Consider the following 22532-nt stretch of genomic DNA (forward strand, 5'->3'; position numbering starts at 1 on the left):
GCAGTCAGATGACGAAGCCCGCCAGCACCACCGCCGCGGCGATCATCTGCAGCAGGTTGGCGATCACCGACAGGCGATGGGCGCGGTCGAAGCCCTTCGCCGCCGCCGCGTCGCCGGCCTTGGCGCGGTCGGACAGCGCGTTGATCCGCGGCATCAGGGCCTGGCGCAGCCAGACGCCGAGGCCCGCCACCGCCGCCATGATCCCCGCATCGACCCTGGACAGCGGGAGCAGCGCCACGGCCGCCGCCGCCGCGCAGCCCACGACCCAGAGGTAGTAGCGGGGGAACAGCGCGCGGATGAACTGCCCGCCTGCCTCGGCCGGCAGCACGCGGAAGACCAGGGGCGCGACAAGGGCGGCGAAGAACACCATGCCTCCCGTCAACAGCGCGGCGGCGAGCAGGGCGATGAGGGCGAGCACGGTCACCGCCGGGATATCGGCCCGCGCCACGGGCGCGCAAGCTCGGCGCCTTGGCGGCGCAGGCGACCCGCGTCACGCCGCACCCTCGGCTTTCACGAAGTCCACGAAGGCGCGCAGCGCCGGCGCCATGTGCCGCCGGCTCGGGTAATAGAGGAAGGGGCCGGCGAAGCGCGGCGCCCACGCCGCCAGCACCTCGACCAGGCGCCCATCCGCGAGCTCCGCCGCCATGAAGCCCTCGAAGGCCTGGATCAGCCCGAGGCCGGCGACCGCGGCGGCCGTCCGCACCTCGATGGACTGCGTTACCAGCGGGCCGTCGGGGCTGAGGCGCAGCGTCTCGCCCGCCTTCTCGAACTCCCAGGCCGCGACGACGCCGCTCTCGAAGCGGTGGCGCAGGCAGGGCAGGCGCAGCAGGTCGCGGGGATGCGCCGGCGTGCCATGCACCGCTAGGAAGCCGGGCGCCGCGGCGGTGGCGTAGCGCTGCTCGCGCGGGCCGATCGGCACCGCGATCATGTCGCGCTCCAGCCGCTCATCGTAGCGGATGCCGGCGTCGAAGCCGGCGGCGAACACGTCCAGGAAGCCGTTCTCCACCGCGATCTCGACCGACAGGGCGGGATGCGCCGCCATGAAGCGCGGCAGCAACCCCGGCAGCACCAGCCGAGCCACCGCGCCCGGCACGTTCAGCCGCAGCGTGCCGGAGACGCCGCGCCCCGCCTCGATCTCGTCCAGCGCCGCGCGGACCTCCCCGAGCGCGGGCGAGAGCCGCGCCAGCAGCCGCGCGCCCGCCTCGGTCGGCGTGACGCTGCGCGTGGTGCGCACCAGCAGGCCGAGGCCGAGGCGCGCTTCCAGCCGCCGCACCGCCTCGCTGAGGCCGGAGGCGGAAACCCCGCGCAGGCTCGCCGCCCTGCGGAAGCTGCGGGCGCGGGCCACGGCGGCGAAGGCGTCGAGGTCGGCCAGGTCGGGCTCGGGCATTGTGCGAAATACCGTACGGGGCGTTCCGAAGTTCACGGATTATCGCACGGATCGTCCCGCCCCATAACCCGTCGCGTCCGAACCCCGGCAGGAGCCCTCGTCATGGACCATCGTCAACTCGGCGCGGCCGGCCCGCGCGTTTCCGCCCTCGGCCTCGGCTGCATGGGCATGTCCGATCTCTACGGCCCCGCCGACCGGGCGGAGAGCATCGCGACCCTCCACGCCGCGCTCGATGCCGGCGTGACGCTGCTCGACACCGGCGACTTCTACGGCATGGGCCACAACGAGATGCTGATCGCCGAGGCGCTGGGGTCGCGGCGGAAGGACGTGCTGCTCAGCGTCAAGTTCGGCGCGCAGCGCGGCCCGGATGGCGCCTGGCTCGGCTACGATGCGCGGCCGCAGGCGGTGAAGGCGGCGGCGGCCTACAGCCTGAAGCGGCTCGGCACCGAGGTCATCGACACCTACCGCCCGGCGCGGCTCGATCCCGCGGTGCCGATCGAGGAGACCATCGGCGCCATCGCCGACCTCGTGAAGGCGGGCTACGTCCGCCATGTCGGGCTGTCCGAGGTCGGCGTGGAGACGATCCGCCGCGCCGCCGCGGTGCACCCGATCAGCGACCTGCAGATCGAGTATTCGCTGGTGTCGCGCGGGGTCGAGGACGGCATACTGCAGGCCTGCCGGAGCCTGGGCATCGGCATCACCGCCTATGGCGTGCTGTCGCGCGGGCTGATCAGCGGGCATTTCGCAGCGCCGGCCGGCCCGCGCGACTTCCGCGCGCATTCGCCACGTTTCCAGGGCGAGAACCTCGCGCGGAACCTGGCGCTGGTGGAGGCGCTACGCGGCGTCGCCGCTTCGCGTGGCGCGACGGTGGCGCAGGTCGCGATCGCCTGGGTGGCGGCGCAGGGCGCGGACATCGTTCCGCTGGTCGGCGCGCGACGGCGCGACCGGCTGGCGGAGGCGCTCGGCGCACTGCCGCTGCGCCTGACCCCGGCGGACCTCGCCGCGATCGAGGCGGCGGTGCCGAAGGGCGCGGCCGCGGGGTCCCGCTACGCCGAGGCGCAGATGGCGACGCTCGACAGCGAGCGGTGAGCGTCTCCGCGCGCCCCGCCGTTCCGGACGGGGCGCGCGGCGCGGCTCAGTAGCGGTACTGCTCGGCCTTGAAGGGGCCCTGCTCCGGCACGCCGATGTAGTCGGCCTGCTGCTTGGACATCTTCGTCAGCGTCGCGCCGACCTTGGCCAGGTGCAGCGCGGCGACCTTCTCGTCGAGGTGCTTCGGCAGCGTGTAGACCTTCCGCTCGTACTTGCCGGGATTGGTCCACAGCTCGATCTGCGCGAGGGTCTGGTTGGTGAAGGACGCGCTCATCACGAAGCTCGGATGGCCGGTGGCGTTGCCGAGGTTCACCAGGCGGCCTTCGCTAAGCAGGATGATACGCTTGCCGTCGGGGAACTCGATCTCGTCCACCTGCGGCTTCACATTCGTCCACTTGTGATTCTTCAGCGCGGCGACCTGGATCTCGCTGTCGAAGTGGCCGATGTTGCACACGATCGCGCGGTGCTTCATCGCGCGCATGTGGTCGATGGTGATGACATCGACGTTGCCGGTCGCGGTGACGAAGATGTCGGCGCGGGGTGCCGCCTGCTCCATCGTCACGACCTCATAGCCTTCCATCGCGGCCTGCAGCGCGCAGATCGGGTCGACCTCAGACACCATCACGCGGCAGCCGGCGTTGCGCAGGCTGGCGGCGCTGCCCTTACCGACGTCGCCGAAGCCGCAGACCATCGCGATCTTGCCGGCCATCATGACGTCGGTGCCGCGGCGGATGCCGTCCACCAGGCTCTCGCGGCAGCCATAGAGGTTGTCGAACTTCGACTTGGTGACGCTGTCGTTGACGTTGATCGCGGGGAAGAGCAGCCGGCCTTCCTTCGCCATGACATAGAGGCGATGCACGCCGGTCGTCGTCTCCTCCGACACGCCCTTGATGGACGCCGCCAGCCTGGCGAACCAGCCGGGCTTCTCCGTCAGCGTGCGCCTGATCAGGGCGTAGAAGACCTCCTCCTCCTCGTTCGTCGGCTTGTCGAGGAAGGCGGTGTCGCCCTTCTCGGCCTTCAGGCCGTAATGGACCAGCAGCGTCATGTCGCCGCCGTCGTCGAGCAGCATGTTCGGCTCGCCACCATCGGCCCATTCGAGGGTCTTGCGGACATAGTCCCAGTATTCCGGCAGGCTCTCGCCCTTCACCGCGAAGACCGGCGTGCCGGTCGCGGCGATGGCGGCCGCGGCATGATCCTGGGTCGAGAAGATGTTGCAGGACGACCAGCGGACATCGGCGCCGAGCGCCTTCAGCGTCTCAATCAGGACCGCGGTCTGGATCGTCATGTGCAGGCAGCCCGCGACGCGCGCGCCCTTCAGCGGCTGCTGCCTGCCGTATTCCTCACGCACCGCCATCAGGCCGGGCATCTCGTCCTCGGCCATGGCGATTTCCTTGCGGCCCCAATCGGCCAGCGAGATGTCCTTCACGACGTAGTCGGCCATGGCCTGCGATCCTGTACGGGTAGCGGTGCGGCCGGTTAGCACGGGTGGGGGAGAAGGCCAAGCCTTACCCGTCAGATATAAGGATATGTTTATGTCTTCCGGAGCACAGGATTCCACTTGGCATCCCCCGCCGCACGAACCATCCTCTGGCCTGTCGAGACGTTCGCCTGGACCTCCGCCTCCCCGGATGACCCCCCCGCCAGCCCAGCGGCGCTTCCTGCGTGCGCCCGACACGCTCCGCATGGCGGAGCAATTGAGAGCGACGGGGGCCAATGTGCGCCAACTCATTGCAGAGCTTCGCGAAGCGCGCCGGCGAAGCCCGGCCCCGCGCACCGCGCCGGGCGAGGGGGAGCTGATCCTCGCATCCTGGAACCTGCACAAATGCGTCGGCCTGGACGGGCGCTTCGACCCGCACCGGTCGATCGCCGTGATCGCCGAGTTCGGCGCCGACATCGTGGCGCTGCAGGAAGCCGACCGGCGCTTCGGCAAGCGCATCGGCCTGCTGGACCGCAAGCTGCTGGAGAAGCAGACAGGCCTGGTCCCGCTTCCCGTCTCCGACCTGCAGGAGGGGCTGGGCTGGCACGGCAACGCGATCCTGGTGCGGCCCGGCACGCGAGCCCGGCTGCGGCGCCTCGATCTTCCAGGGGCGGAGCCGCGCGGCGCCGTCGTCGCCGACCTCGACCTCAGGCACGGGCCGCTGCGGCTGGTCGCCGCGCATTTCGGCCTGCTGCCGCGCTGCCGCCGGCGCCAGTCCACCGCCATCCTCGCGGCGCTCGAGGAGCGGGACCCCCTCCCGACCGTGCTCTGCGGCGACCTCAACGAATGGCACCCCGGGGAGAAGTCGTCGCTGCGCATGCTCGCGCCGCTGTTCGGGCCCGTCGCGGGCGGCCCTGCGAGCTTCCCGGCGCGCCTGCCGATGCTGCCGCTGGACCGCATCCTGGCCTGGCCGAAGCCGCTGGTGACCGATGTCGAGGTGCATGACAGCCCGCTGGCGCGCATCGCCTCCGACCACCTGCCATTGACGGCCCGGCTGCATCTCGCGGCGATCGCCGAGACCTTCGCCGAGCGACGCGCCGCAGCGTAGCCGGACCGAACCGCCTCCGTTGCCGGTCGTTTGGCAGGCGGAGGATCCCTCGCCCGGCATGACCGCCCCGCTCCCGACCCGCCTGGAACGCGCCGTGCGCGCCGCGCTCGTCGCGATCGGCGCCGGCGGGGAACGCCAGGCCGGCATCACCGTGCTGCCCCTGGCGCCGGAGGCCTATGCGATCCGCGCGGCCTCGGCCCGCGCCGCGGGGCGCAGCCTCGACCTGCAATACTATGTGTGGCGCGGCGATCTGACCGGACGGCTGCTCGCGCGGGAGGTGCTGGCCGCGGCGGATCGCGGCGTCACGGTGCGGATGCTGCTCGACGACGCGTTTGCCATCGGCCACCAGCGCGCGATCGCCGCGCTGGACGAGCATCCGAATATCACGGTGAAGCTCTTCAACGGCACGCGCTGGCGCCGCTTCGGCCGCTGGGGCTACGCGCTGGAAATCGTCTTCGGCGGCTGGCACCTCAACCGGCGCATGCACAACAAGGCCTGGATCGCCGACGGGCAGCTCGCCGTCGTCGGCGGGCGCAACATCGGCAACGAGTATTTCGGCCTGGACGAGGAAGGCGCGATCAATTTCCGCGACCTCGACCTGGTGCTCGCCGGCGGCATCGCGCAGGGCGCCTGCGCGGTGTTCGAACGCTACTGGACAAGCCCGCTGGCGCGGCCGGCGACCGAGACGTCGGCCGCCGGCAACCGCGCCGGCGCGCTGGACGCGCTGCGCCGCGACCTCGATGGCTGCCTGCGCGATCCCCGCGCGACCGGGCTGCTTGCGGCCCTGCGGGAGCCGCCCTCGCGCCGCATCCGCCGCGGCCTGGCGCCGGTCGCCGAGGATGCCGTGCGCGTGATCGCGGAGCCGCCGGAGAAGGCGCGGCGAGGCCTCGGCGCGCGGCGGCGCGCGCGCGCGGCGGGCGGCATCGCAGCCGACATCGCGGATGCGCTGCGCGCCGCGCGGCGGGAGGTGCGGCTGATCTCGCCCTATTTCGTGCCGGGCCGCGCGGGCATGCGGCTGCTGCTCGATCTCGTGGCGCGCGGCGTGAAGGTGAGCGTGGTCACGAATTCGCTGGCAGCGACGGACGTGGTCGCGGTGCATGGCGGCTACATGAAGTATCGCCGCCCGCTGCTGGAGGCCGGCGTCGCGATCCACGAGCTGAAGCCCGGGCCGGAGGACGAGAAGGCAAGCCTGCTGGGATCGCGCGGCGGTGCGGCGCTGCACACCAAGGCGCTGGTGGTGGACGGGCTGCTGGCCTTCGTCGGCTCCTTCAACCTCGACCCGCGCTCGGCCGCGCTGAACACGGAGATGGGCGCCTTCGTGCGCAACCCCGCCGTGGCGAAGGAGGTCGCGGCGGAACAGGAGCGGCTGATGGATCCCGCGCTGAGCTGGCGCGTGACGCTGCGCGGCGGGCGCATCGCCTGGTGCGACGAGGCGCGCATCCGCCACGCCGAGCCCGGCGCATCCTGGCGGCGCACGCTGGTCGCCTGGCTCGCGCGCGTTCTGCCGGTGGAGGAGCAGCTGTAGCAAGGCGCCGCGCTGCGCTATTCTGCCGCCAGCAAGGAGGAACCCAGGATGACGGTCACGATCCGTCCCGCCGACCCGGCGCGCCCCGGCTTCGTGGGCGAGGTTTCGGGCCTCGACATCGCCGGCGGCATCACGCCAGCAGAAGCCGCCGCGGTGGAGGCCGGCATGGACCACTACGGCGTGCTGGTCTTCCGCGACCAGCGCATCGACGACGCGCAGCAGGTCGCGTTCAGCCGGCATTTCGGCGAGCTCGAGCTGGCGACCGGCGACATCGCGCAGGGCACGCAGCGGCGCCTCTCGATGGAGATCAACGACATCTCCAACCTCGACCGTGACGGCGGCGTGCTGGCGCGCGACGACCGGCGGCGTCTCTTCGCGCTGGGCAACATGCTCTGGCACAGCGACAGCAGCTTCAAGCCGACGCCGGCGAAGTATTCGCTGCTCTCTGCGCGCGTGATCCCGGGCTCCGGCGGCAACACCGAATTCGCCGACATGCGCGCGGCCTGGGACGCGCTGGACGAGGAGACGAAGGCGCTCGTCCGCGACCTGATCGCCGAGCACAGCCAGCTGTACTCGCGCGGCACGCTCGGCTTCGATGCCTTCACAGAGGAGGAGCGCGCGAAATGGCAGCCCGTGCCGCAGCGCCTAGTGCGGCGGCATCCGCGCACGGGTCGGCTGTCGCTGTTCCTCTCAGCCCATGCCGGCGCGATCCGCGGCTGGCCGATCCCGGAGGCGCGCATGCTGCTGCGCGACCTGACGGAACACGCGACGCAGCGGGACTTCGTGCATGCCCATGTCTGGCGGCCGGATGACCTCGTCATGTGGGACAACCGCGTGACGATGCACCGCGCGCGCCGCGCGCCGCCGGACCAGGTGCGGGACCTGCACCGGACGACGGTGGCGGACGTGGCGCCGACGCTGGAGCAGGCGGCGTAATGGCTGCCGGGAGGGACGCTGTCCCTCCCGTACCCTCCCTGCCAGGGGCCGTCGGGCCCCTGGACCCGCGATCAGTATAACGACGAAGGGGGAGGGGGCACGTCGGCCCCCTCCCCCTTCGTCGTTGAACTCATGGGTTCCAAGGGTCCACTGACCCTTGGCGGGAGGGGTACGGGGAGGGCAGCTTCCTCCCCGGGCCACGGCTCTGCCGGCAGCGGCGCGAGCCACAGCGCGAAGAGCCCGGTGACCGCCGCGCGCCGGATCGGGGCGCGGTGGAAGGTACGGATCCTGATCGCCTCGTTGCTCATGATGCGGAGCGTCGGTGTTGCGCTGGGCGATGGCAGGGCCGGGGTGGGGCGTGAATGGGGCAATCACCGAAGGCATGCTTGCAATTGCGAATGACTCGCAATATCACTCTCCGCAGCAGGAGACCTCGACCATGCCGCCTTCCCTCTCGCGCCGGCGCCTCGGCGCGCTGGCCGCCGCCTTGCTTGCCGCCCCGCCCGTCCTCGCGCAGCGCGTGCCGACCACGGTGATCACCGACATCGCCGGCCGGCGTGTCGAGGTCCCGCGCGGTGCGAAGCGCATGGTCCTGGGCGAAGGTCGGCTGCTGGCCGCGACCGTCCTGCTCGATCGCGACAACCCCTTCGGGACGCTCGCGGCCTGGGGCAACGACATGCGGCTCTTCGATCCCGATGCCTGGCGGCGCTACCGCGCACGGTTCCCGGGCATGGAGCGCATCCCCGAACTCGGCTCCTCCTACTCCGGCGATTTCAGCGCGGAGCGCGTGATCGCGCTGGATGCCGATGTCGTGGTCTTCACGCTGGGCTCGATGCGGCGGATGCAGGATGCCGGCATCATCGCGACGCTGGACCGCGCGGGCATCCCCTCGGTCTTCGTGGATGTGCGCGAGGAGGCCGTGAAGAACACGGTGCCGAGCATCGAGATCCTCGGCACCATCATGGACCGGCCCGGCGCCGCGCGCGCCTTCGCCGATTTCTACGCGGAGCAATCCGCCGTCGTGCGCGACCGCGTCAAGGACCTGCCGGACGGCGCGAAGCCGCTGGCCTTCATCGAGCAATCCGCGGGCTACGACCCCAACGAATGCTGCCGCACCTGGGGCGACGCCTATCTCGGCGCGCTGCTGGGGATGGCCGGCGCGCGCAACTGGGGCACGGCGCATTTCCGCGGCGTCGGCGGCCTGGTGAACCCCGAGGCACTGCTGGCCGAGGATCCCGACCTGATCATCGGCACCGGCGCCAACTGGGCGGAGACCAAGCCGGATGTCACGGCGGTGCTGCTGGGCTACGACGCGACGCCAGCCGAGGTGCAGAATCGCCTGCGCGCGCTGGCGCAGCGACCGGTCTTCGCGGGGCTGAAGGCGGTGCGCGAGGGCCGCTTCCACAGCGTCTATCACCAGTTCTACATCAGCCCGTATCACGTGGTCGCACTGCAGGCCTTCGCGAAGTGGTCGCAGCCCGAGCTCTTCGCCACGCTCGATCCCGAAGCGACCTTCCGCACGCTGCATGAGCGCTTCCTGCCCATCCCCTATGGCGGGATCTTCTGGGCGACGCTCGAGCGGCCCGCGGGTTGATGTCCGCCGCCATTGCCCGCGATCGCTCGCCGTGCGAACGCCGCAGGCGGGTGGACGAGCAGCGTGAATCGCCGAGCCCGATGAAGCCAGATGCGGCTGGCCCTAATGACCGTCAGGACAAGACGGATCTGGCCGCGCCGGTCGCAGCCTATCGCGCGCGGCTGCGCTGGCAGTCGCTGGTGCTGGCCGTCGCGGCGAGCGCGATGCTGTGCAGCTTCGCCTGGGACCTGGCCACGGGACCTGGCGCGCTGTCGGCCTCCGACATCCTGGCCACGCTGCTCGACCCCGAGGCGCAGCCGCGACGGCTGCGCGTGATCGTCTGGGACATCCGCCTGCCGGTCGCGACGATGGCCGTGCTGATCGGCGCGATGCTGGGCCTGGCCGGCGCGCAGATGCAGACCATCCTGGCGAACCCCCTGGCCGATCCCTTCACGCTCGGCATCTCCTCCGCCGCCTCGGTCGGCGCGGCGCTGGCGGTCGTGCTGGGCTGGGGGCTGCTGCCGGGTGTCGCGGGCACCGCGGCGGTGACCGGCAACGCCTTCGCCTTCGCGCTGCTCGCGGCCGCGGCGGTGCATCTGCTGACGCGGCTGCGCGGGGTGAACGCGCAGACCATGATCCTGTTCGGCATCGCGCTGATGTTCAGCTTCAACGCGCTGCTCGGCCTGTTGCAGTACCGCGCCAGCGAAGTGCAGTTGCAGCAGATCATCTTCTGGATGATGGGCTCGCTCGGCCGGTCCAACTGGACGCGCATCGGCATCGCCTTCGCGGTGCTCGCCGTTGCGGCGCCGCTGCTCTGGCGGCACCGCTGGGCGCTGAGCGCGATCCGCCTCGGCGAGGAGCGCGCGCGCTCGCTCGGCGTGGATGTCGGCCGCGTGCGGCTCGAGGTCCTCGCGCTGGTCTCGCTGCTGGCCGCGACCGCGGTGTCCTTCGTCGGCGTGATCGGCTTCGTCGGCCTGGTCGGCCCGCATGTCGCGCGGCTGCTGGTGGGCGAGGAGCAGCGCTTCTTCGTCCCGCTCTCGGCAATCGGCGGCGCGGCGCTGCTGTCCGGCGCGTCCATCGTGTCGAAGACGCTAGTGCCGGGAACCATCTTCCCGCTGGGCATCGTCACCGCGCTGGTCGGCGTGCCGGTGTTCCTGTCGCTGGTGCTGTCGCGCCGGGGGATCGGCTGATGGCGCTGCATGTCGCCGACCTGCATGTCGCGCATGGCCGCCAGCGCGTGATCGCCGGCGCGACGCCCGATCCGTTCAGGCCGGGCACGCTGACCGCGCTGATCGGGCCGAACGCCGCGGGCAAGTCCACCTTCCTGCGTGCTGTCGCGGGCCTGATGCCTTCGCGCGGCGCGATCCGGCTGCACGACGCCGACATCGCGCGGCTGCGCCCGGCGGAGCGCGTGAGGCGCGTGCGCTATGTCCCGCAGGCCTATGCCACGACCGCGGCGCTGACGGTCTTCGACACCGTGCTGCTGGCGCTGAAGCAGCGCGGCATGGGCGGCGCCGACGACGAGGCCGCGGCGGCGGCGATGCTCTCGCGTCTCGGCATTGCCGACCTCGCCTCGCGGCCGGTCGGCGCGCTGTCCGGCGGGCAGCAGCAGATGGTCGCGGTCGCGCAAGGCCTGGTCGTGCCGGCGCCGGTGCTGCTGCTGGACGAGCCGACCAGCGCGCTCGACCTGCATCGCCAGCTGCAGGTCCTGGCCCTACTGCGGCGGATCGCCGAGGAGCGCCAGGCCATCGTCATCGTCGCGCTGCACGACTTGGCGCTCGCCGGTCGTCACGCCGATCGCGTGCTGCTGCTGCGCGAGGGTGCGATCGCCGGCGATGGCGAGCCGGAGGCAGTGCTGTCCTCCTCCTGCTGCGCCGCGGCGTATCGCGTGTCGCTGCGGGTGGAGCGGAACAGCCGGGGGTCGATCACCGTGGAGGCACATCTGTGATGGACGGTGCGAACTGGTCGCTGAAGGACGAGATCGCGGCGTATTGGTCGGATCGGTCTGCGGGCTTCGACGACGACATCGCCCACCGCATCGGCGACGGCGCGCCGGCCGCCGCCTGGCAAGCGATGATCGCCAAGGCGCTGGGGCCGCTGGAAGGCAAGCGCGTGCTCGATCTCGGCTGCGGTACCGGCGAGGTCTCGCGCATGCTGCGCGCGCTCGGAGCCTCGGTGACGGGCGTTGACCTCAGCGAGGCGATGCTGGCCCGCGCGCGGTCGAAGCTCTGCCCGCTGAACTGGCGCGGCTTTCTCGGCGATGCGGAATCGCTGCCGGATCGCGATGCGACCTACGACGCGGTCGTGACGCGACACCTCGTCTGGACGCTGCCCGACGCGCCCGCCGCCTTCGCGGCCTGGGCGCGCGTGCTGAAGCCCGGCGGGCGGCTGCTGGTGGTGGATGGCGACTTCGTACGACCGACACCGGTTGGGCGCGTGAAGCAGGCGATCGCGCGCTGGCTCGCGCCGCCGGCCAGGCGCGGCGACGAGGAGGTGAAGGCCCGCATCCAGGCCCAGGTGCATTACCGCGGTGGACTGCGCGTGCATGTGCTGGAGCGTGACCTGGCGCGCGCGGGATTCGGCGGGTTCCGCCGGCACGACGTGGCGCGGGTGTATCGCGCACAGGTCGCGGGGGCGCGGCTTGCAGTGCGGCTACGCGTGACGGCGTGGGAGAGGTTCGCGGTGTCGGCGGTGAAGGGCTGAGGAAGGGCGCGCGGACCCCTACCCGCCTCGCTCCGCTCGGCATCCTCCCCCGCAAGCGGGAGAGGAAGATTCACCGCAGCCTGAAGCCCAGGGCGGTCAGTGCTTCGCGCATGCGGTGGCGTCCGTTCAGCGCGGCGGCGCTGCCGACGCGGTTCAGCATCCGCTTCGTCCAGTCCTGCCGCCCCATGCCGACCGCTTCCGAGAAATCCGCGAGCCGCGCGTCATAGGCCACGATCTCCTCGGCCTCGTCCGCGGTGCGATAGGTCTCGTGGTGCAGCACCAGGTCCTGCGGCAGGCGCGGCTTCACCGCCGACGGCACCGCGGGATCGGGATGGCCGATGCTCATGCCGAAGACCGCGACGGCGTTCGGCGGCAGCGCCAACTCCTTGGCGACGGCTTCCGGGTTGTAGCGCAGCCCCCCGACATAGACCGTGCCGAGCCCGAGCGATTCCGCCGCCACCGCCGCGTTCTGCGCGGCGAGCGTCGCATCGGCCAGCGCCACGATGAAGGATTCGAGGTAGTCGAGGCCTTCCAGCTGCCGCTGGTGCCGCTCGCCGAGCCGCGTCAGCCGCGACAGGTCGGCGATCCAGCAGAGGAAGACCGACGCCTGCTCGATGAAGCGCTGGTTGCCGGACAGCGCGGACAGCCGCGCCTTGCGCAGGGGATCGCGCACCGCGACCACGCTCCAGGCCTGCTGGTTCGACGAGGTCGGCGCGGATTGCGCGGCGGCGACGATCGTCTCCAGCACGCCGTCGGCCAGCGGATCCCGCAGGAAGGCCCGGATGGAACGGTGGTTCAGCAGCACGTCCAGCACCGGGTTGGTCGGCAGCGCGACCGCCGGCGCCGCGCCGCCATAGCGGGGCGCGAGATCTGCGCGTTCCGGCAGGTCCATCAGCCCCGTTCCGTCACGCCCGTCGCGAAGCCGTCCACGAGCTCGCGGATGCGCGCGGGATCGGACTGCTCCATCACCCGCCGCGCGAAGCGCGCGCAATCCCCGATGTCGAGCGCACGCACCGCCTGCTTCACGCGCGGGATCGCGCTCGCGTTCATCGACAGGCACCGTATGCCGAGGCCCAGCAGCAGCGGCACCAGGCGCGGATTGCCCGCCATCTCGCCGCAGATGCTGACCGGCATGCGAAGCCGCAGCGCGGCTTCCGTCGAGAACTGCATCAGGCGCAGCACCGCGGGGTGCAGCGGGTCGTAGAGATGCGCGACCTCCGCGTCGCCGCGGTCCACCGCCAGCGTGTACATCGCGAGGTCGTTGGTGCCGATGGCGAAGAAATCGGCCTCCAGCGCGATCGCGTCGGCCGCCAGCGCCGCGCCCGGCGTCTCGATCATCGCGCCGAGTTCGGGCAGCTTCTCCGGCAGCTTCTCGCCGCGGCGGCGCAGGCGCTTGGCGACGCGGTCGTAGATGTCCCGCGCGGCCTTCACCTCCCCCGGCACGGTCACCATCGGCAGCATCACGCGCACCGCGCCTTCCGGCGCGACGGCAGCGACGCGCAGGATCGCCGCGAACTGGATCTCCAGAAGCTCGGGGCGCTTGAGCAGCATGCGGATGCCGCGCAGCCCCAGCGCGGGGTTGGGCGAGATATGCGTGGGCTCCACGCCCTCGGCCAGCGCCTCCATGTCCTTCTCGCCGCCCCAGTCGAGCACGCGGATCGTCACGGGATCGCCGTTCATTGCCTCGACGATCGGGCCATAGGCCGCGACCTGGTCCTCCTCGTCCGGCAGGTCCTCGCGGTTCATGAAGAGGAACTCGGAGCGCAGCAGGCCGATCCCCTGCGCGCCGGCCTGCGCGATCAGCGGCAGCTCGGCCGGGATCTCCATGTTGGCCTGCAGCTCGACCAGCTCGCCATCGGTGGTGATGGCGGGCAGGCGCCGCAGCTTCGCCAGGCGCTGGCGTTCGCGCGCGTAGGCCGCGACCTGGTCCTTGGCGTGGCCGAGCGTGATCGTCGTGGGATGCAGCGCGACGGTGCCGGCGGCGCCGTCCAGCACGGCCTGGTCGCCGCGGCGCGCGGCCTCCGTCAGGCCCGGCGCGCCGAGCACGGCGGGAATGCCGAGCGCGCGCAGCATGATCGCGGTGTGGCCGTCGGCGCCGCCTTCCTCCGTCGCGACGCCGGCGATGCGCGAAGGGTCGATCAGCGCCGCGTCGGCGGGGGTAAGTTCCTCGGCGACCAGGATCGCGCCCTCCGGCACGTCCTTGAAGCTGCGGAAGCCGCTCGCGGTCAGGTTGCGGGTCAGGCGGCGCGCGATCTCCCTGACCTCGCCGGCGCGGCGCTTCAGCCCGGCCTTGTCGTCGTCCTTGGCCGCGAGAATGACATCGGCGATCGCCTCGGCCTCGTCATGCACCGCGGTCTCGGCGGCGAGCAGGCTGGTCTCGATGCGCTTGCGCGCGCCGCGGATCAGGCGGCTGTCGGCCAGCATCATCGCATAGGCATCGAGCAGCGGCTCCAGCTCCTCCTGCGCTTCCTCCGGCAGGACGGACAGCCGCGTCTTGAGCTTGGCAACCTGCTTCTTCGACGTCGCGACGGCGTTGGCCAGGCGCTGCTTCTCGGCATCCACCAGGCCGGTCTCGATGGAGCGCCGCGGCGCCTCGGCCGGCGGTTCGGAGGTGTCGAAGACCGTGCCGATGGCGATGCCGGGCGCGACGGGGATGCCCCTGATCAGCACTTCCTTGGCGCGGCGCGCCATGCGGCGCGCGGCGGCCTCGGACGGCCTGTCCTGCCGGTCCGGGTGAGGCTTCTCGCGCTCGGCCTTCTCAATCTTCATGGAAGCCGGCCTCGACCAGGCCGGCGATCGCCTCGAGCGCTTCCTTGGCGTCCCAGCCTTCGGCTTCCACCACGATCTCGCTGCCCTGGCCGGCACCCAGCATCATCAGCCCCATGATGGAGCAGGCCGGCACGGTCTGGCCGTGGCGCGAGACGTTGATGCAGGCGGAGAAGCGCTCCGCCACCGTGACCAGCTTGGCCGCGGCGCGGGCATGCAGGCCGCGGCTGTTGGTGATCGTCAGGGTCCGCTGCATCGCGAGCCCCCCCGACGCATCGCAGCCGCAGGGATCGGCGGCCGTGGACGGCGCGGGGACGGCGGCGGCCTTGGCCTCGCCGGCTTCATCGGGCCACTCGTTCATGATCGTCTCCCGCCCGCGCTCTTCGGGGCGCGCGCCTGATCGATGGGCGTGACGGAGGCGGGCTTAGGCAACTCCGGTATCTCCGCCCCGCAGGAGATGTATTTCCGGCCGGCGGCGGTAGCGTGGCTGACCGCCTCGACGAGTGGTTCGGCGCCGCGGATCTTCGCGAGCTTGACCAGCAGCGGGACGTTCACGCCGGCGATCACCTCGGTCCGGTGATGGTCGCAGAGCTGGAAGGCGAGGTTGGACGGCGTGCCGCCCAGGATGTCGGTCAGCACGATGACGCCGTCGCCCTGGTCGACCCGGGCGATGGCGGCGCGGATATCCTCGCGCCGCGTCTCCATGAGGTCGTCGGGGTAGATGCAGACGGTCGCGACGCCGGCCTGCGGGCCGACAATGTGTTCCATGGCCGCGCGGAATTCCTCCGCCAGGCGACCATGGGTGACGATGACGAGGCCGATCATCGCTTTCGTGCCCGACGACGCCGCAGTTCAGCCAACGCACGACGGCGCGCCGTCGTGCCAGGATGCCCGGCGCGCGTTGCGCCGCCGGGCTGGCTCAGGGGGGTGATCATGATGAACGTGCCAGGGCCTCCCGCCCCGCTGGGGTGGCGCCGGCGGCGGCGGGGGGTGCCGCCACGGGCGCGAGTTCACGGTGTATAACGTCGGACCGCCACCCACCCCTTGCCAGATGGGCAGCCAGGCGTTCCGCGACAAGCACCGAGCGGTGCCTGCCCCCGGTGCAGCCGATGGCGATGGTGAGGTACTTCTTTCCCTCGGCGGCGTAGCGGGGCAACAGCAGGTCCAGCAGGCCTGTCATGCGTGCCCAGAAGGGGGCAAAATCCGGATCGGCCTCCACGAAGGCGGCGACCTCCGCGTCGCGGCCGGTCATCGGGCGCAGCACCGGGTCGTAATGCGGGTTGCGCAGGAAACGCATGTCGAAGACGAGGTCGGCTTCCCGCGGCAGGCCCTTGGGGTAGCCGAAGGACATGATGGCCACGTCCAGCCCGTCGGCAGCGCCGGGGCGGTAGCGGCCCTCGATGATCCGGCGAAGCTCCGGCAGCGGCACGTCGGAGGTGTCCACCACCAGGTCGGCGGCGTCGCGCAGCGGCGCGAGCAGCGCGGCCTCCCGCGCGATGCCTTCGGACACCCGCGACCCCAGCGAGCCGCCGGGCGCCAGCGGATGCCGCCGCCGGGTCTCGGAGAAGCGGCGGAGCAGCACGGCCTCCTCGGCGGTGGCGAAGACCAGGCTGGCGTCGATGTCGGGGCTGCCGCGGAGCTGCTCGACCGCGGTCACGACATCCGCGGCGTCGAAGCCGCGGGATCGCGCATCCACCCCGATCGCCATGGGGGATACGCCGTCATGGACGAGTTCCTGCAGGATCGTCAGCGGCGGGTTGTCCACCGTCTCGAAGCCGAGATCCTCCAGCGTGCGGAGGATCGAGGCCTTGCCGGCCCCGGACAGGCCGGTGACGAGGACGATGGGTCGGCGCGGGGGCATCGTGTCCATCACGTCCCGAACGCGCCGGCGGCGCAGAAGGCGCGGCCGCACACGGCATCGAGCGCGAGCGTGACCTTGTCGGGCGCCGCGGCCTCCCGCGCCGCGAGGGACAGGCGGGGGATGTCGCGGTCGCCGGCGGCGAAGCGGCGGGGCTCCGGCAGGCGGGGCGGTTCCTGGCCGGGGGCGAGCAGATCCACCGCCAGGCGAAGCCGGGCCGGGGCGGTGACCGGCATGTCGCGGAACAGGCCGAGGCCGCGGACTTCCAGCATGCCGCGCAGCGCCCCGGGCGGGGCGGCGGTGAGGCCCTCCGCATCCTCGGTCAGCTCCACCTGGTCGTCGGCCACGAGCGTCCAGCCGCGCCCGAGCAGGCGAAGGACCATGTCGGACTTCCCCGCGCCCGAGGGCCCGAGGAACAGCACGCCATCGCCGCGGAGCGCGGCGCATGAGGCGTGGAGAGGCATGCAGGCAGGCCCCCGGTGGCAAGGGGCGGGAAGATGGCAGAAACGGGGCAGGCGGTGAAGGGAGGGCCGTTGCGCTCCCGGTGCGCGTTCGCGTGCGTGATACCGGCGCAACAGCCGGAAGGCGCGGGGCGCCGGCAGCAGGCATGACGGTGGCGAAGGAGAGCCGCCCATGTCCCGCTTCCGCTGCATTGCCATGCCGACCGAGGCCGCCACCCGCTTCCGCGCGACCGGCCGGGACGACCGCGGCAACGCGCTGATCGAACGCACCGCCGACGGGCCGGGCTTTCCCTGCCGCCACTGCCTTCGGCTCGCCGAGCCCGGCGAGGCGATGCTGCTCGGCAGCTGGGACCTGCCGCGGCCGCTCGGGGTCTACTGGACGCCGAGCCCGATCTTCGTCCATGCGCGGGACTGCGCGCGGTTCGAGGAGCCAGACGCGATCGCGCCGACGGTGCTGGCGAACGGGATCGTGTCGGTCCGCAGCTACGACCGAGACCAGATGTGCCTCTATGACCTCGGCCAGGTCTGCGCGGGGGAAGAGGTGGAAGCGCCGCTGATGCGGGCGCTGGCCGACCCGCGCACCGCCTTCGTGAACATCCACACGGCGCGGCCGGGATGCTGGCTCAGCGGGGTGGAGCGGCTGGACTAGGCGGGCGGGGGCTGCCAGCCTCCGCCGCCATGACGCCCTCCCGCCACGACATCGAGGCCGCCGCCGCGCGCATCGCGCCGCATATCCGCCGCACGCCGGTGATGCGGATGGGGGGCGGCGACCTCGCCCTCTCCGTCCCGCTGATCCTGAAGCTCGAGCTCCTGCAGGCCACGGGCAGCTTCAAGCCGCGCGGCGCCTTCAACCGGATGCTGAGCGCTGCGCTGCCGGCGGCCGGCGTCGCCACCGCATCGGGCGGCAACCACGGCGCCGCGGTCGCCTATGCCGCGCGGGCGCTCGGCGTGAAGGCGGAGGTGTTCTGCCCGACCGGCACGCCGGCGACCAAGACCGATCGGATCGAGGGCTATGGCGCGATCCTGCACAAGGTCGGCGCGGCCTACGACGACGCGCGCATCGCGTCGGAAGCCCGCGCCGCGGAAACCGGCGCGCTGGTGGTCCACGCCTACGACCAGCCCGAGGTGCTGGCCGGCCAGGGCACGGTCGGCATGGAACTGCAGCAGGACGCGCCGGAGGCGACGCATGTGCTGGTCGCCACCGGCGGCGGCGGCCTGATCGGCGGCATCGCCGCCTGGTATGCCGGCAGCGGCACCAGGGTGATCAGCGTGGAACCCGAGGGCTGCCCGACGCTGGCGACCGCGCTGAGGGAGGGCCGCCCGGTCCCCTGCCCCGTCGGCGGGCTGGCGGCAGACAGCCTCGGCGCGCGGCAGGTCGGCGGGCTGATGTTCGAGGTCGCGAGGCACAACGTGGCCGAAGCCGTGCTGGTGAGCGACGAAGCGATCCGCGAGACGCAGCGCCGGCTCTGGCAGGCGCTGCGCCTGGTTGCGGAGCCCGGCGGCGCGGCGGCGATGGCCGCGCTGGTCAGCGGCGCCTGGGTGCCCCCGGCAGGGGCAAAGGTCGCCGTGGTCGTCTGCGGGTCGAACACCGACCCCGCGAAGGTGGTGTAGGCGGCCCGAAGCCCGCGGCCGCGGTCAGGCCGTGCGGCGCTGCAGGCGCTGCCATAGGCTGCCGTCGCGGTTGTAGAAATCCTGCCGGAAATCCAGCCGCCCCTCCGGCGTGACGACGGCCGTGTGGTACAGGATGTAGACCGGCATCGGCCTCGGCAGGACATGCCGCTGCGTGGCGGGGTCGGAGGCGATGTCGCGGCGGATGTCCGCGACCGGCCGCTCGAAGATCAGGGCGGCGAGGTCGAGCGGGTTCTGCACCCGGATGCAGCCGTTGCTGGCCTGGCGCGTGGCCTGGGAGAAGATCGCCTTGTTCGGCGTGTCGTGCAGGTACACGTCGAAGCGGTTCGGCATGTCGAACATGATCACGCCGAGCCCGGATTGGGGGCTGGGCGCCTGCTCCGCATCGCCGTTCGGCAGCAGCACCATCCGGTGGCGCCTCAGGTAGTCCGGGTCGCGACGCAGCCGCGGCAGGATGTCCGCCGCCACGATGTCGGAGGGCACGATCCAGGGCGGGTTGAGGTAGGCGGCCTCGATGTTGGTGCTGAATTCAGGCGACTGCTTGCGGTCGTAGGCGGCGCCCACCACGACGCGCGTGGTGAAGACCGGGCGGTCGTCGCGGAACAGCACCAGGCGCTGGTCCGGCACGTTCACCCAGACGCGGTTGGCCGGCAGGGTCCGCGGCACCCAGCGCTGACGCTCCAGGTTGGCCTGGATCTGCATGTGCCGGAGCCGGCCCGCCTGGCCGATGCCGCTGCCGCCGGCGCGCGGCTGCCCCAGCGCCTGGCGCAACTGCCGGTATTCCGGCGTCGCCGGCGCCAGCGATTCGATCGCCGCCACGGGGTCCGGGCCGTCGATGGCTCGGTGGAGCACGGCGGCCACGTCGAGCGGCTCCGCGGCCAAAGCCTCGGCGTCCAGTCGGCGATTGGCCGGCAGGGCGCCGAAGGCCAGCGCGTCGGCATAGGTCAGGAAGGCATGCGACAGCAGAAGGTCGCGCCGGGCGGGGGGCAGGGTCTCGCGGCGCTCCAGCAGGCCGGCATGGAACAGCTCGGGGTCCAGACCGTGGTCGGCGGCGCCCTGCACCGCCTGGGCCAGCGCCTCGGCCTGGGCGGGGCGGGCGGCCCAGACCGGGGCGAAGCCGCGGCGGGCGTAGAAGCGGCGCAGCAGGGCGCCGTTCAGCGTCTCGCCGGCGACGACGGGATCGGGCCCGCCTTCCCTCAGCCGCGCGACCTCGTCCACCGGCCTCGGCGCAGCGAGGCGGGGCAGCTCGGGCTCCGGCGTCGCGCAGCCCGTCAGCGCCGCGGCCAGGGCGGCGCCCCCGGCCAGGACGCCTCGGCGGGACAGCGGGGCGGGCGTGCAGGCCGGATACACCCGGCCAGGATCGGGCCTGCCAGGAGATCGGAAGCCTTGCGCATCGAGTCGATCGGGGATGAACATGCAACCGCTGGTTTGACTTCCAGCCGAGAATTGTCGTTCGATCCTTTGTTGTCCACTCATGGACCGATCCTGGAGAAGCCGATGTCCGACGATACCACGCTGAAGAGCCGCCGCGCGCTGGTGCGCAAGGCCTCGCTGTTCGCCCTGCTGGCCCCCGCGGCGATGCTCGCGGCCTGCGCGTCCGAGCCGCCGCCCCCGCCGCCGGCCCCGGTCGCGGCTCCGCCGCCCCCGCCGCCGGCCCCGGCCCCCGCCCCGCGCCGCGCGCGCGGCTGATCCCGTTTCCATGCGGCGGACGCGCCTTGCGCGCCGCCGCATGGAGCGGTCCCCCCCTGACTAAAAAGCCGTCGCCAGGCTGGCCGAGGCCAGGATGCCGGGCGGCAGGTCCACGCCGACCTCGCGCGCCACGGCCGGATTGGCGAGCAGTTCGGGTGCCGCCACGGTTTCGGTCGCAATGGCGCCCGGTGGCGTGCCCGACAGGATCCTCGCGACCAATGATGCGCTGCGCCGCGCGGCGGCGCCGAGCGGCGTGCCGTAGGCGAGCATCGGGCGATGTCGCGCGCCGTCGCGGAACAGCAGATGTGGCAACCTTGCCGCGACCGCGCGCTCCACGATGCCGCGGCCATGGATGTTGCAGAACGGCACCTCCAGCACGAGCAGCGCCTGCGCGCCGGCCGCGCGGAAGCCCGCGAAGGCCTCGTCCAGCCCTGCGGGGTCCCGCAGCAGCGCCAGGTGGGCCGTCACGCCATCCGCTGCCGCGGCGGCCGTCGCGGCCTTGCCCAGCGCATCCGGCACGTCGGCATCCCCCAGGATGGCGAGGCGGGACAGGCCCGGCACGACCTGCTTCAGCAGCGCGATCTGCGCGCGGGCCTGCGCCGGATCGAAATTCGTCACCCCCGTGACATGGCCGCCCGGCCTCGCCGCATCGGGCACCAGGCCGGTCGCCACGGGATCCAGGACGACCGTGAAGACGATAGGGATGTCGCCGCTGACCGTGCGCAGCGCGAAGAGCGCCACCGCGCCGATCACCGCGATCGCGTCCGGCCGCGTCGCGACGAGCTCCGACGCCAGCCGCGGCAGTTCCTCGAACCTGGTCGTGAAGCGCGTCTCGAGCTGCACGTCGCGCCCCTCGGCCAGGCCCGCATCCGCGAGCCCGGCGCGGAAACCCGCGAAGCTGCGATGCGAGGCATCGCCCATGAAGAAGACGCCGACGCGCTTCGTCGGTCCTAATCCCGGCACGCCGCCAGCTTCCACAGCGCCACCGGCATCGCCTCGCGCTCCGGCACGCCGGGCAGGCCGCCATAGTGCAGCGCGACGCCGAGCCGCGGCATGAACAGCCAGGGCGGCGCGGGCCGGCCTGCCAGCGGCGGATCGGGCAACGACGCGAGTTCGGCGTCGAAGGCATAGAAGCCGAGCTGCATGACGAGGTCGTCGTCGATGTCGAGCAGCTCGAGCCCGTCCTCCCTGGTGCGGGCGCCCGGGGCGGCGACCGGCAGGATGGTCGTGCCGCCATAGCCCTGCGCCGCCGCGAAGACGAACCACAGCTCCCGCCCCGTCGCCCCCGACCGCAGCCGCAGCGAAAGGCTGCTGGCCGAACCCGTGCCCGGCCATTCCGCGCTCAGCGACGCCGTCCAGTCCTGCGGTGCATCCAGGCGCCAGGTCGCGCGCTCCGCCGGGCAGCTGTCGGGCGTCGCGCGCGACTCGATCACGTCGCGCTGCGCGCGGGCGGTGGAATCCAGCAGCAGATCGGCCAGCGCGAGCCTCGTGCCGTCCACGCGCAGCACGAGGTTCGCGGCGCCGCCGGTCGGGCAGCAATTCGGATCCGACGGCTTCGCCAGCCGCGCGCGGGCGACGGGCTGCGCCATGTCGTAGTCCACGGCCTGCCAGATCGAGAAGCCCGCCGGCAGCCGCGCCTCGGCCGCCGCGCGCCAGGTCTCGGTCTCGACCTCCGCCCAGGTCCCGCGGTCGCGGCGGTAGAGCAGGTCGGTGTTGGTCGCGCCCGATCCGCCGCCGCGGCCGGCGACGTGCAGCAGCAGCACGCCCTCGGCCTCGACCAGCTTCGGGGCCGAGACCTCGTGGCCCTCGAAGGTCCAGCCGATCGGGCGCCAGCCGCCGCGCGCCTCGCCCAGCAGCACGATGCCGGCGCGGTTGCCGTCGCGCTCGGTGAAGCCGGCCTGCGACTGCCAGAGCACGCGGGTGCGCCCGTCCTCGCTGATCGCGACGCCGGCCCCGGTGACGCGGCAGTTGCGCAACACCGCGCCCAGGCAGCGCGTCTCCAGCGTCTGCGGACGGGGGATCGCCTTGTTGTCGAGGGCGATGGCGCGCATGGCGCGGTCCATGGCGAGCCGCGCCTCGATCTCCTCCGTGCGGTCGGCGAGGTCGCCGGCCAGCGTCTCGCGCTGCGGCTCGAACGCTGCGAGGAAGAGCGCGGTGGTGGCGGGGCGGGACGTCGCGGCGGCGAGCGCGCGTTCCAGCCCGCGCAGCCGGGCCTCGGCGCCACGCAGCGCGGGATCGGCGCAGATGGCCTCGCGCAGCGGGCCCTGCGCGGCGCAGGCGGGCGCGGCGGGCGGCTGTTGCGCGACGGGTTGTCGTCGCTGCTGCGCCTCGGCGGGCGTGGCGAGCAGGAGAAACGGGATCAGGAAGGCGAGACGGCGCATGGCGCCAGCA

The 22532-nt window shown here is 72.5% G+C and carries 23 protein-coding genes; 11 read left to right on the forward strand and 12 right to left on the reverse strand.

Annotation, left to right across the window (positions count from 1 at the left end):
• Nucleotides 1–4: 4 nt before the first annotated feature.
• The gene (locus ACLF3M_RS16090; protein ID WP_430657964.1) at nucleotides 5–424 is read right to left on the reverse strand and encodes a DUF4149 domain-containing protein; all 420 of its coding nucleotides are present in this window, start codon (nucleotides 422–424) and stop codon (nucleotides 5–7) included.
• Between the two features lie 66 nt (nucleotides 425–490).
• Entirely contained in the window at nucleotides 491–1387 is an 897-nt protein-coding gene (locus tag ACLF3M_RS16095) for a LysR substrate-binding domain-containing protein (protein ID WP_430657965.1), read from the reverse strand.
• A gap of 102 nt (nucleotides 1388–1489) precedes the next feature.
• Here ACLF3M_RS16095 and ACLF3M_RS16100 point away from each other — a divergent pair, with 102 nt between their 5' ends.
• Nucleotides 1490–2476 carry an aldo/keto reductase gene (locus ACLF3M_RS16100; protein WP_430657966.1) on the forward strand — a complete coding sequence of 329 codons (987 nt, stop codon included), beginning with the start codon at nucleotides 1490–1492 and terminating at the stop codon, nucleotides 2474–2476.
• A gap of 46 nt (nucleotides 2477–2522) precedes the next feature.
• On the opposite strand, the gene ahcY is transcribed toward ACLF3M_RS16100, so the two are convergent.
• Nucleotides 2523–3917, reverse strand: a complete 1395-nt coding sequence (ahcY, locus tag ACLF3M_RS16105; protein ID WP_430657967.1) for an adenosylhomocysteinase — start codon at nucleotides 3915–3917, stop codon at nucleotides 2523–2525.
• A 187-nt stretch (nucleotides 3918–4104) separates the two neighbouring features.
• Here ahcY and ACLF3M_RS16110 point away from each other — a divergent pair, with 187 nt between their 5' ends.
• The 7 genes from ACLF3M_RS16110 (at nucleotide 4105) to ACLF3M_RS16140 (ending at nucleotide 11738) form a co-directional block, all read left to right on the forward strand.
• Nucleotides 4105–5001 (forward strand): endonuclease/exonuclease/phosphatase family protein, encoded by an 897-nt coding sequence (locus ACLF3M_RS16110; protein WP_430657968.1) that lies wholly within the window; start codon nucleotides 4105–4107, stop codon nucleotides 4999–5001.
• Between the two features lie 58 nt (nucleotides 5002–5059).
• Nucleotides 5060–6526, forward strand: a complete 1467-nt coding sequence (locus ACLF3M_RS16115; protein WP_430657969.1) for a phospholipase D family protein — start codon at nucleotides 5060–5062, stop codon at nucleotides 6524–6526.
• Nucleotides 6527–6574: 48 nt separating this feature from the next.
• On the forward strand, nucleotides 6575–7462 hold the full coding sequence (locus ACLF3M_RS16120; protein ID WP_430657970.1) for a TauD/TfdA dioxygenase family protein: 888 nt from the start codon (nucleotides 6575–6577) through the stop codon (nucleotides 7460–7462).
• Between the two features lie 439 nt (nucleotides 7463–7901).
• Nucleotides 7902–9056 carry an ABC transporter substrate-binding protein gene (locus ACLF3M_RS16125; RefSeq protein WP_430657971.1) on the forward strand — a complete coding sequence of 385 codons (1155 nt, stop codon included), beginning with the start codon at nucleotides 7902–7904 and terminating at the stop codon, nucleotides 9054–9056.
• Nucleotides 9057–9136: 80 nt separating this feature from the next.
• On the forward strand, nucleotides 9137–10225 hold the full coding sequence (locus ACLF3M_RS16130) for a FecCD family ABC transporter permease (RefSeq protein WP_430657972.1): 1089 nt from the start codon (nucleotides 9137–9139) through the stop codon (nucleotides 10223–10225).
• Nucleotides 10225–10983, forward strand: coding sequence for an ABC transporter ATP-binding protein (locus tag ACLF3M_RS16135; protein ID WP_430657973.1), 759 nt, complete (start codon nucleotides 10225–10227; stop codon nucleotides 10981–10983). Before ACLF3M_RS16130 ends, ACLF3M_RS16135 begins: the two co-directional genes overlap by 1 nt.
• Nucleotides 10983–11738: a class I SAM-dependent methyltransferase gene (locus ACLF3M_RS16140; RefSeq protein WP_430657974.1), complete on the forward strand. Its 756-nt coding sequence runs from the start codon at nucleotides 10983–10985 to the stop codon at nucleotides 11736–11738. The genes ACLF3M_RS16135 and ACLF3M_RS16140 overlap by 1 nt, the downstream gene beginning before the upstream one ends.
• A gap of 70 nt (nucleotides 11739–11808) precedes the next feature.
• Here the strand turns inward: ACLF3M_RS16140 and ACLF3M_RS16145 are convergent, their stop codons facing one another.
• From ACLF3M_RS16145 to ACLF3M_RS16170, 6 genes are all read right to left on the reverse strand, one after another.
• On the reverse strand, nucleotides 11809–12630 hold the full coding sequence (locus ACLF3M_RS16145; RefSeq protein WP_430657975.1) for an NADPH-dependent oxidoreductase: 822 nt from the start codon (nucleotides 12628–12630) through the stop codon (nucleotides 11809–11811).
• Nucleotides 12630–14507, reverse strand: a complete 1878-nt coding sequence (gene ptsP / locus ACLF3M_RS16150) for a phosphoenolpyruvate--protein phosphotransferase (RefSeq protein WP_430657976.1) — start codon at nucleotides 14505–14507, stop codon at nucleotides 12630–12632. Before ptsP ends, ACLF3M_RS16145 begins: the two co-directional genes overlap by 1 nt.
• Entirely contained in the window at nucleotides 14497–14760 is a 264-nt protein-coding gene (locus tag ACLF3M_RS16155; protein WP_430658060.1) for an HPr family phosphocarrier protein, read from the reverse strand. The genes ptsP and ACLF3M_RS16155 overlap by 11 nt, the downstream gene beginning before the upstream one ends.
• Nucleotides 14761–14861: 101 nt before the next feature.
• A complete protein-coding gene (locus ACLF3M_RS16160; protein ID WP_430657977.1) occupies nucleotides 14862–15329 on the reverse strand; it encodes a PTS sugar transporter subunit IIA in 468 nt (155 codons plus the stop codon).
• Nucleotides 15330–15435: 106 nt separating this feature from the next.
• Nucleotides 15436–16374, reverse strand: a complete 939-nt coding sequence (gene rapZ, locus ACLF3M_RS16165; protein WP_430657978.1) for an RNase adapter RapZ — start codon at nucleotides 16372–16374, stop codon at nucleotides 15436–15438.
• Nucleotides 16374–16826, reverse strand: coding sequence for an HPr kinase/phosphorylase (locus ACLF3M_RS16170; protein ID WP_430657979.1), 453 nt, complete (start codon nucleotides 16824–16826; stop codon nucleotides 16374–16376). Before ACLF3M_RS16170 ends, rapZ begins: the two co-directional genes overlap by 1 nt.
• A 169-nt stretch (nucleotides 16827–16995) precedes the next feature.
• Here ACLF3M_RS16170 and ACLF3M_RS16175 point away from each other — a divergent pair, with 169 nt between their 5' ends.
• Both ACLF3M_RS16175 and ACLF3M_RS16180 read left to right on the forward strand, forming a co-directional pair.
• Nucleotides 16996–17472 carry a DUF1203 domain-containing protein gene (locus tag ACLF3M_RS16175; protein WP_430657980.1) on the forward strand — a complete coding sequence of 159 codons (477 nt, stop codon included), beginning with the start codon at nucleotides 16996–16998 and terminating at the stop codon, nucleotides 17470–17472.
• A gap of 29 nt (nucleotides 17473–17501) precedes the next feature.
• A complete protein-coding gene (locus tag ACLF3M_RS16180; protein WP_430657981.1) occupies nucleotides 17502–18434 on the forward strand; it encodes a threonine/serine dehydratase in 933 nt (310 codons plus the stop codon).
• Between the two features lie 24 nt (nucleotides 18435–18458).
• Here ACLF3M_RS16180 and ACLF3M_RS16185 read toward each other — a convergent pair whose 3' ends face one another.
• A complete protein-coding gene (locus ACLF3M_RS16185) occupies nucleotides 18459–19802 on the reverse strand; it encodes a L,D-transpeptidase family protein (RefSeq protein WP_430657982.1) in 1344 nt (447 codons plus the stop codon).
• Between the two features lie 147 nt (nucleotides 19803–19949).
• Here ACLF3M_RS16185 and ACLF3M_RS16190 point away from each other — a divergent pair, with 147 nt between their 5' ends.
• Entirely contained in the window at nucleotides 19950–20141 is a 192-nt protein-coding gene (locus ACLF3M_RS16190) for a hypothetical protein (protein WP_430657983.1), read from the forward strand.
• A gap of 60 nt (nucleotides 20142–20201) precedes the next feature.
• Here ACLF3M_RS16190 and ACLF3M_RS16195 read toward each other — a convergent pair whose 3' ends face one another.
• Together ACLF3M_RS16195 and ACLF3M_RS16200 are read right to left on the reverse strand one after the other, a co-directional pair.
• Complete coding sequence (locus ACLF3M_RS16195; protein ID WP_430657984.1) at nucleotides 20202–21104, reverse strand: ABC transporter substrate-binding protein; 903 nt, start codon at nucleotides 21102–21104, stop codon at nucleotides 20202–20204.
• A complete protein-coding gene (locus tag ACLF3M_RS16200; RefSeq protein ID WP_430657985.1) occupies nucleotides 21092–22522 on the reverse strand; it encodes a hypothetical protein in 1431 nt (476 codons plus the stop codon). The genes ACLF3M_RS16195 and ACLF3M_RS16200 overlap by 13 nt, the downstream gene beginning before the upstream one ends.
• Nucleotides 22523–22532 lie beyond the last annotated feature (10 nt).

This window comes from Falsiroseomonas sp. HW251 (assembly GCF_050563545.1).
Taxonomy (GTDB): domain Bacteria; phylum Pseudomonadota; class Alphaproteobacteria; order Acetobacterales; family Acetobacteraceae; genus Falsiroseomonas.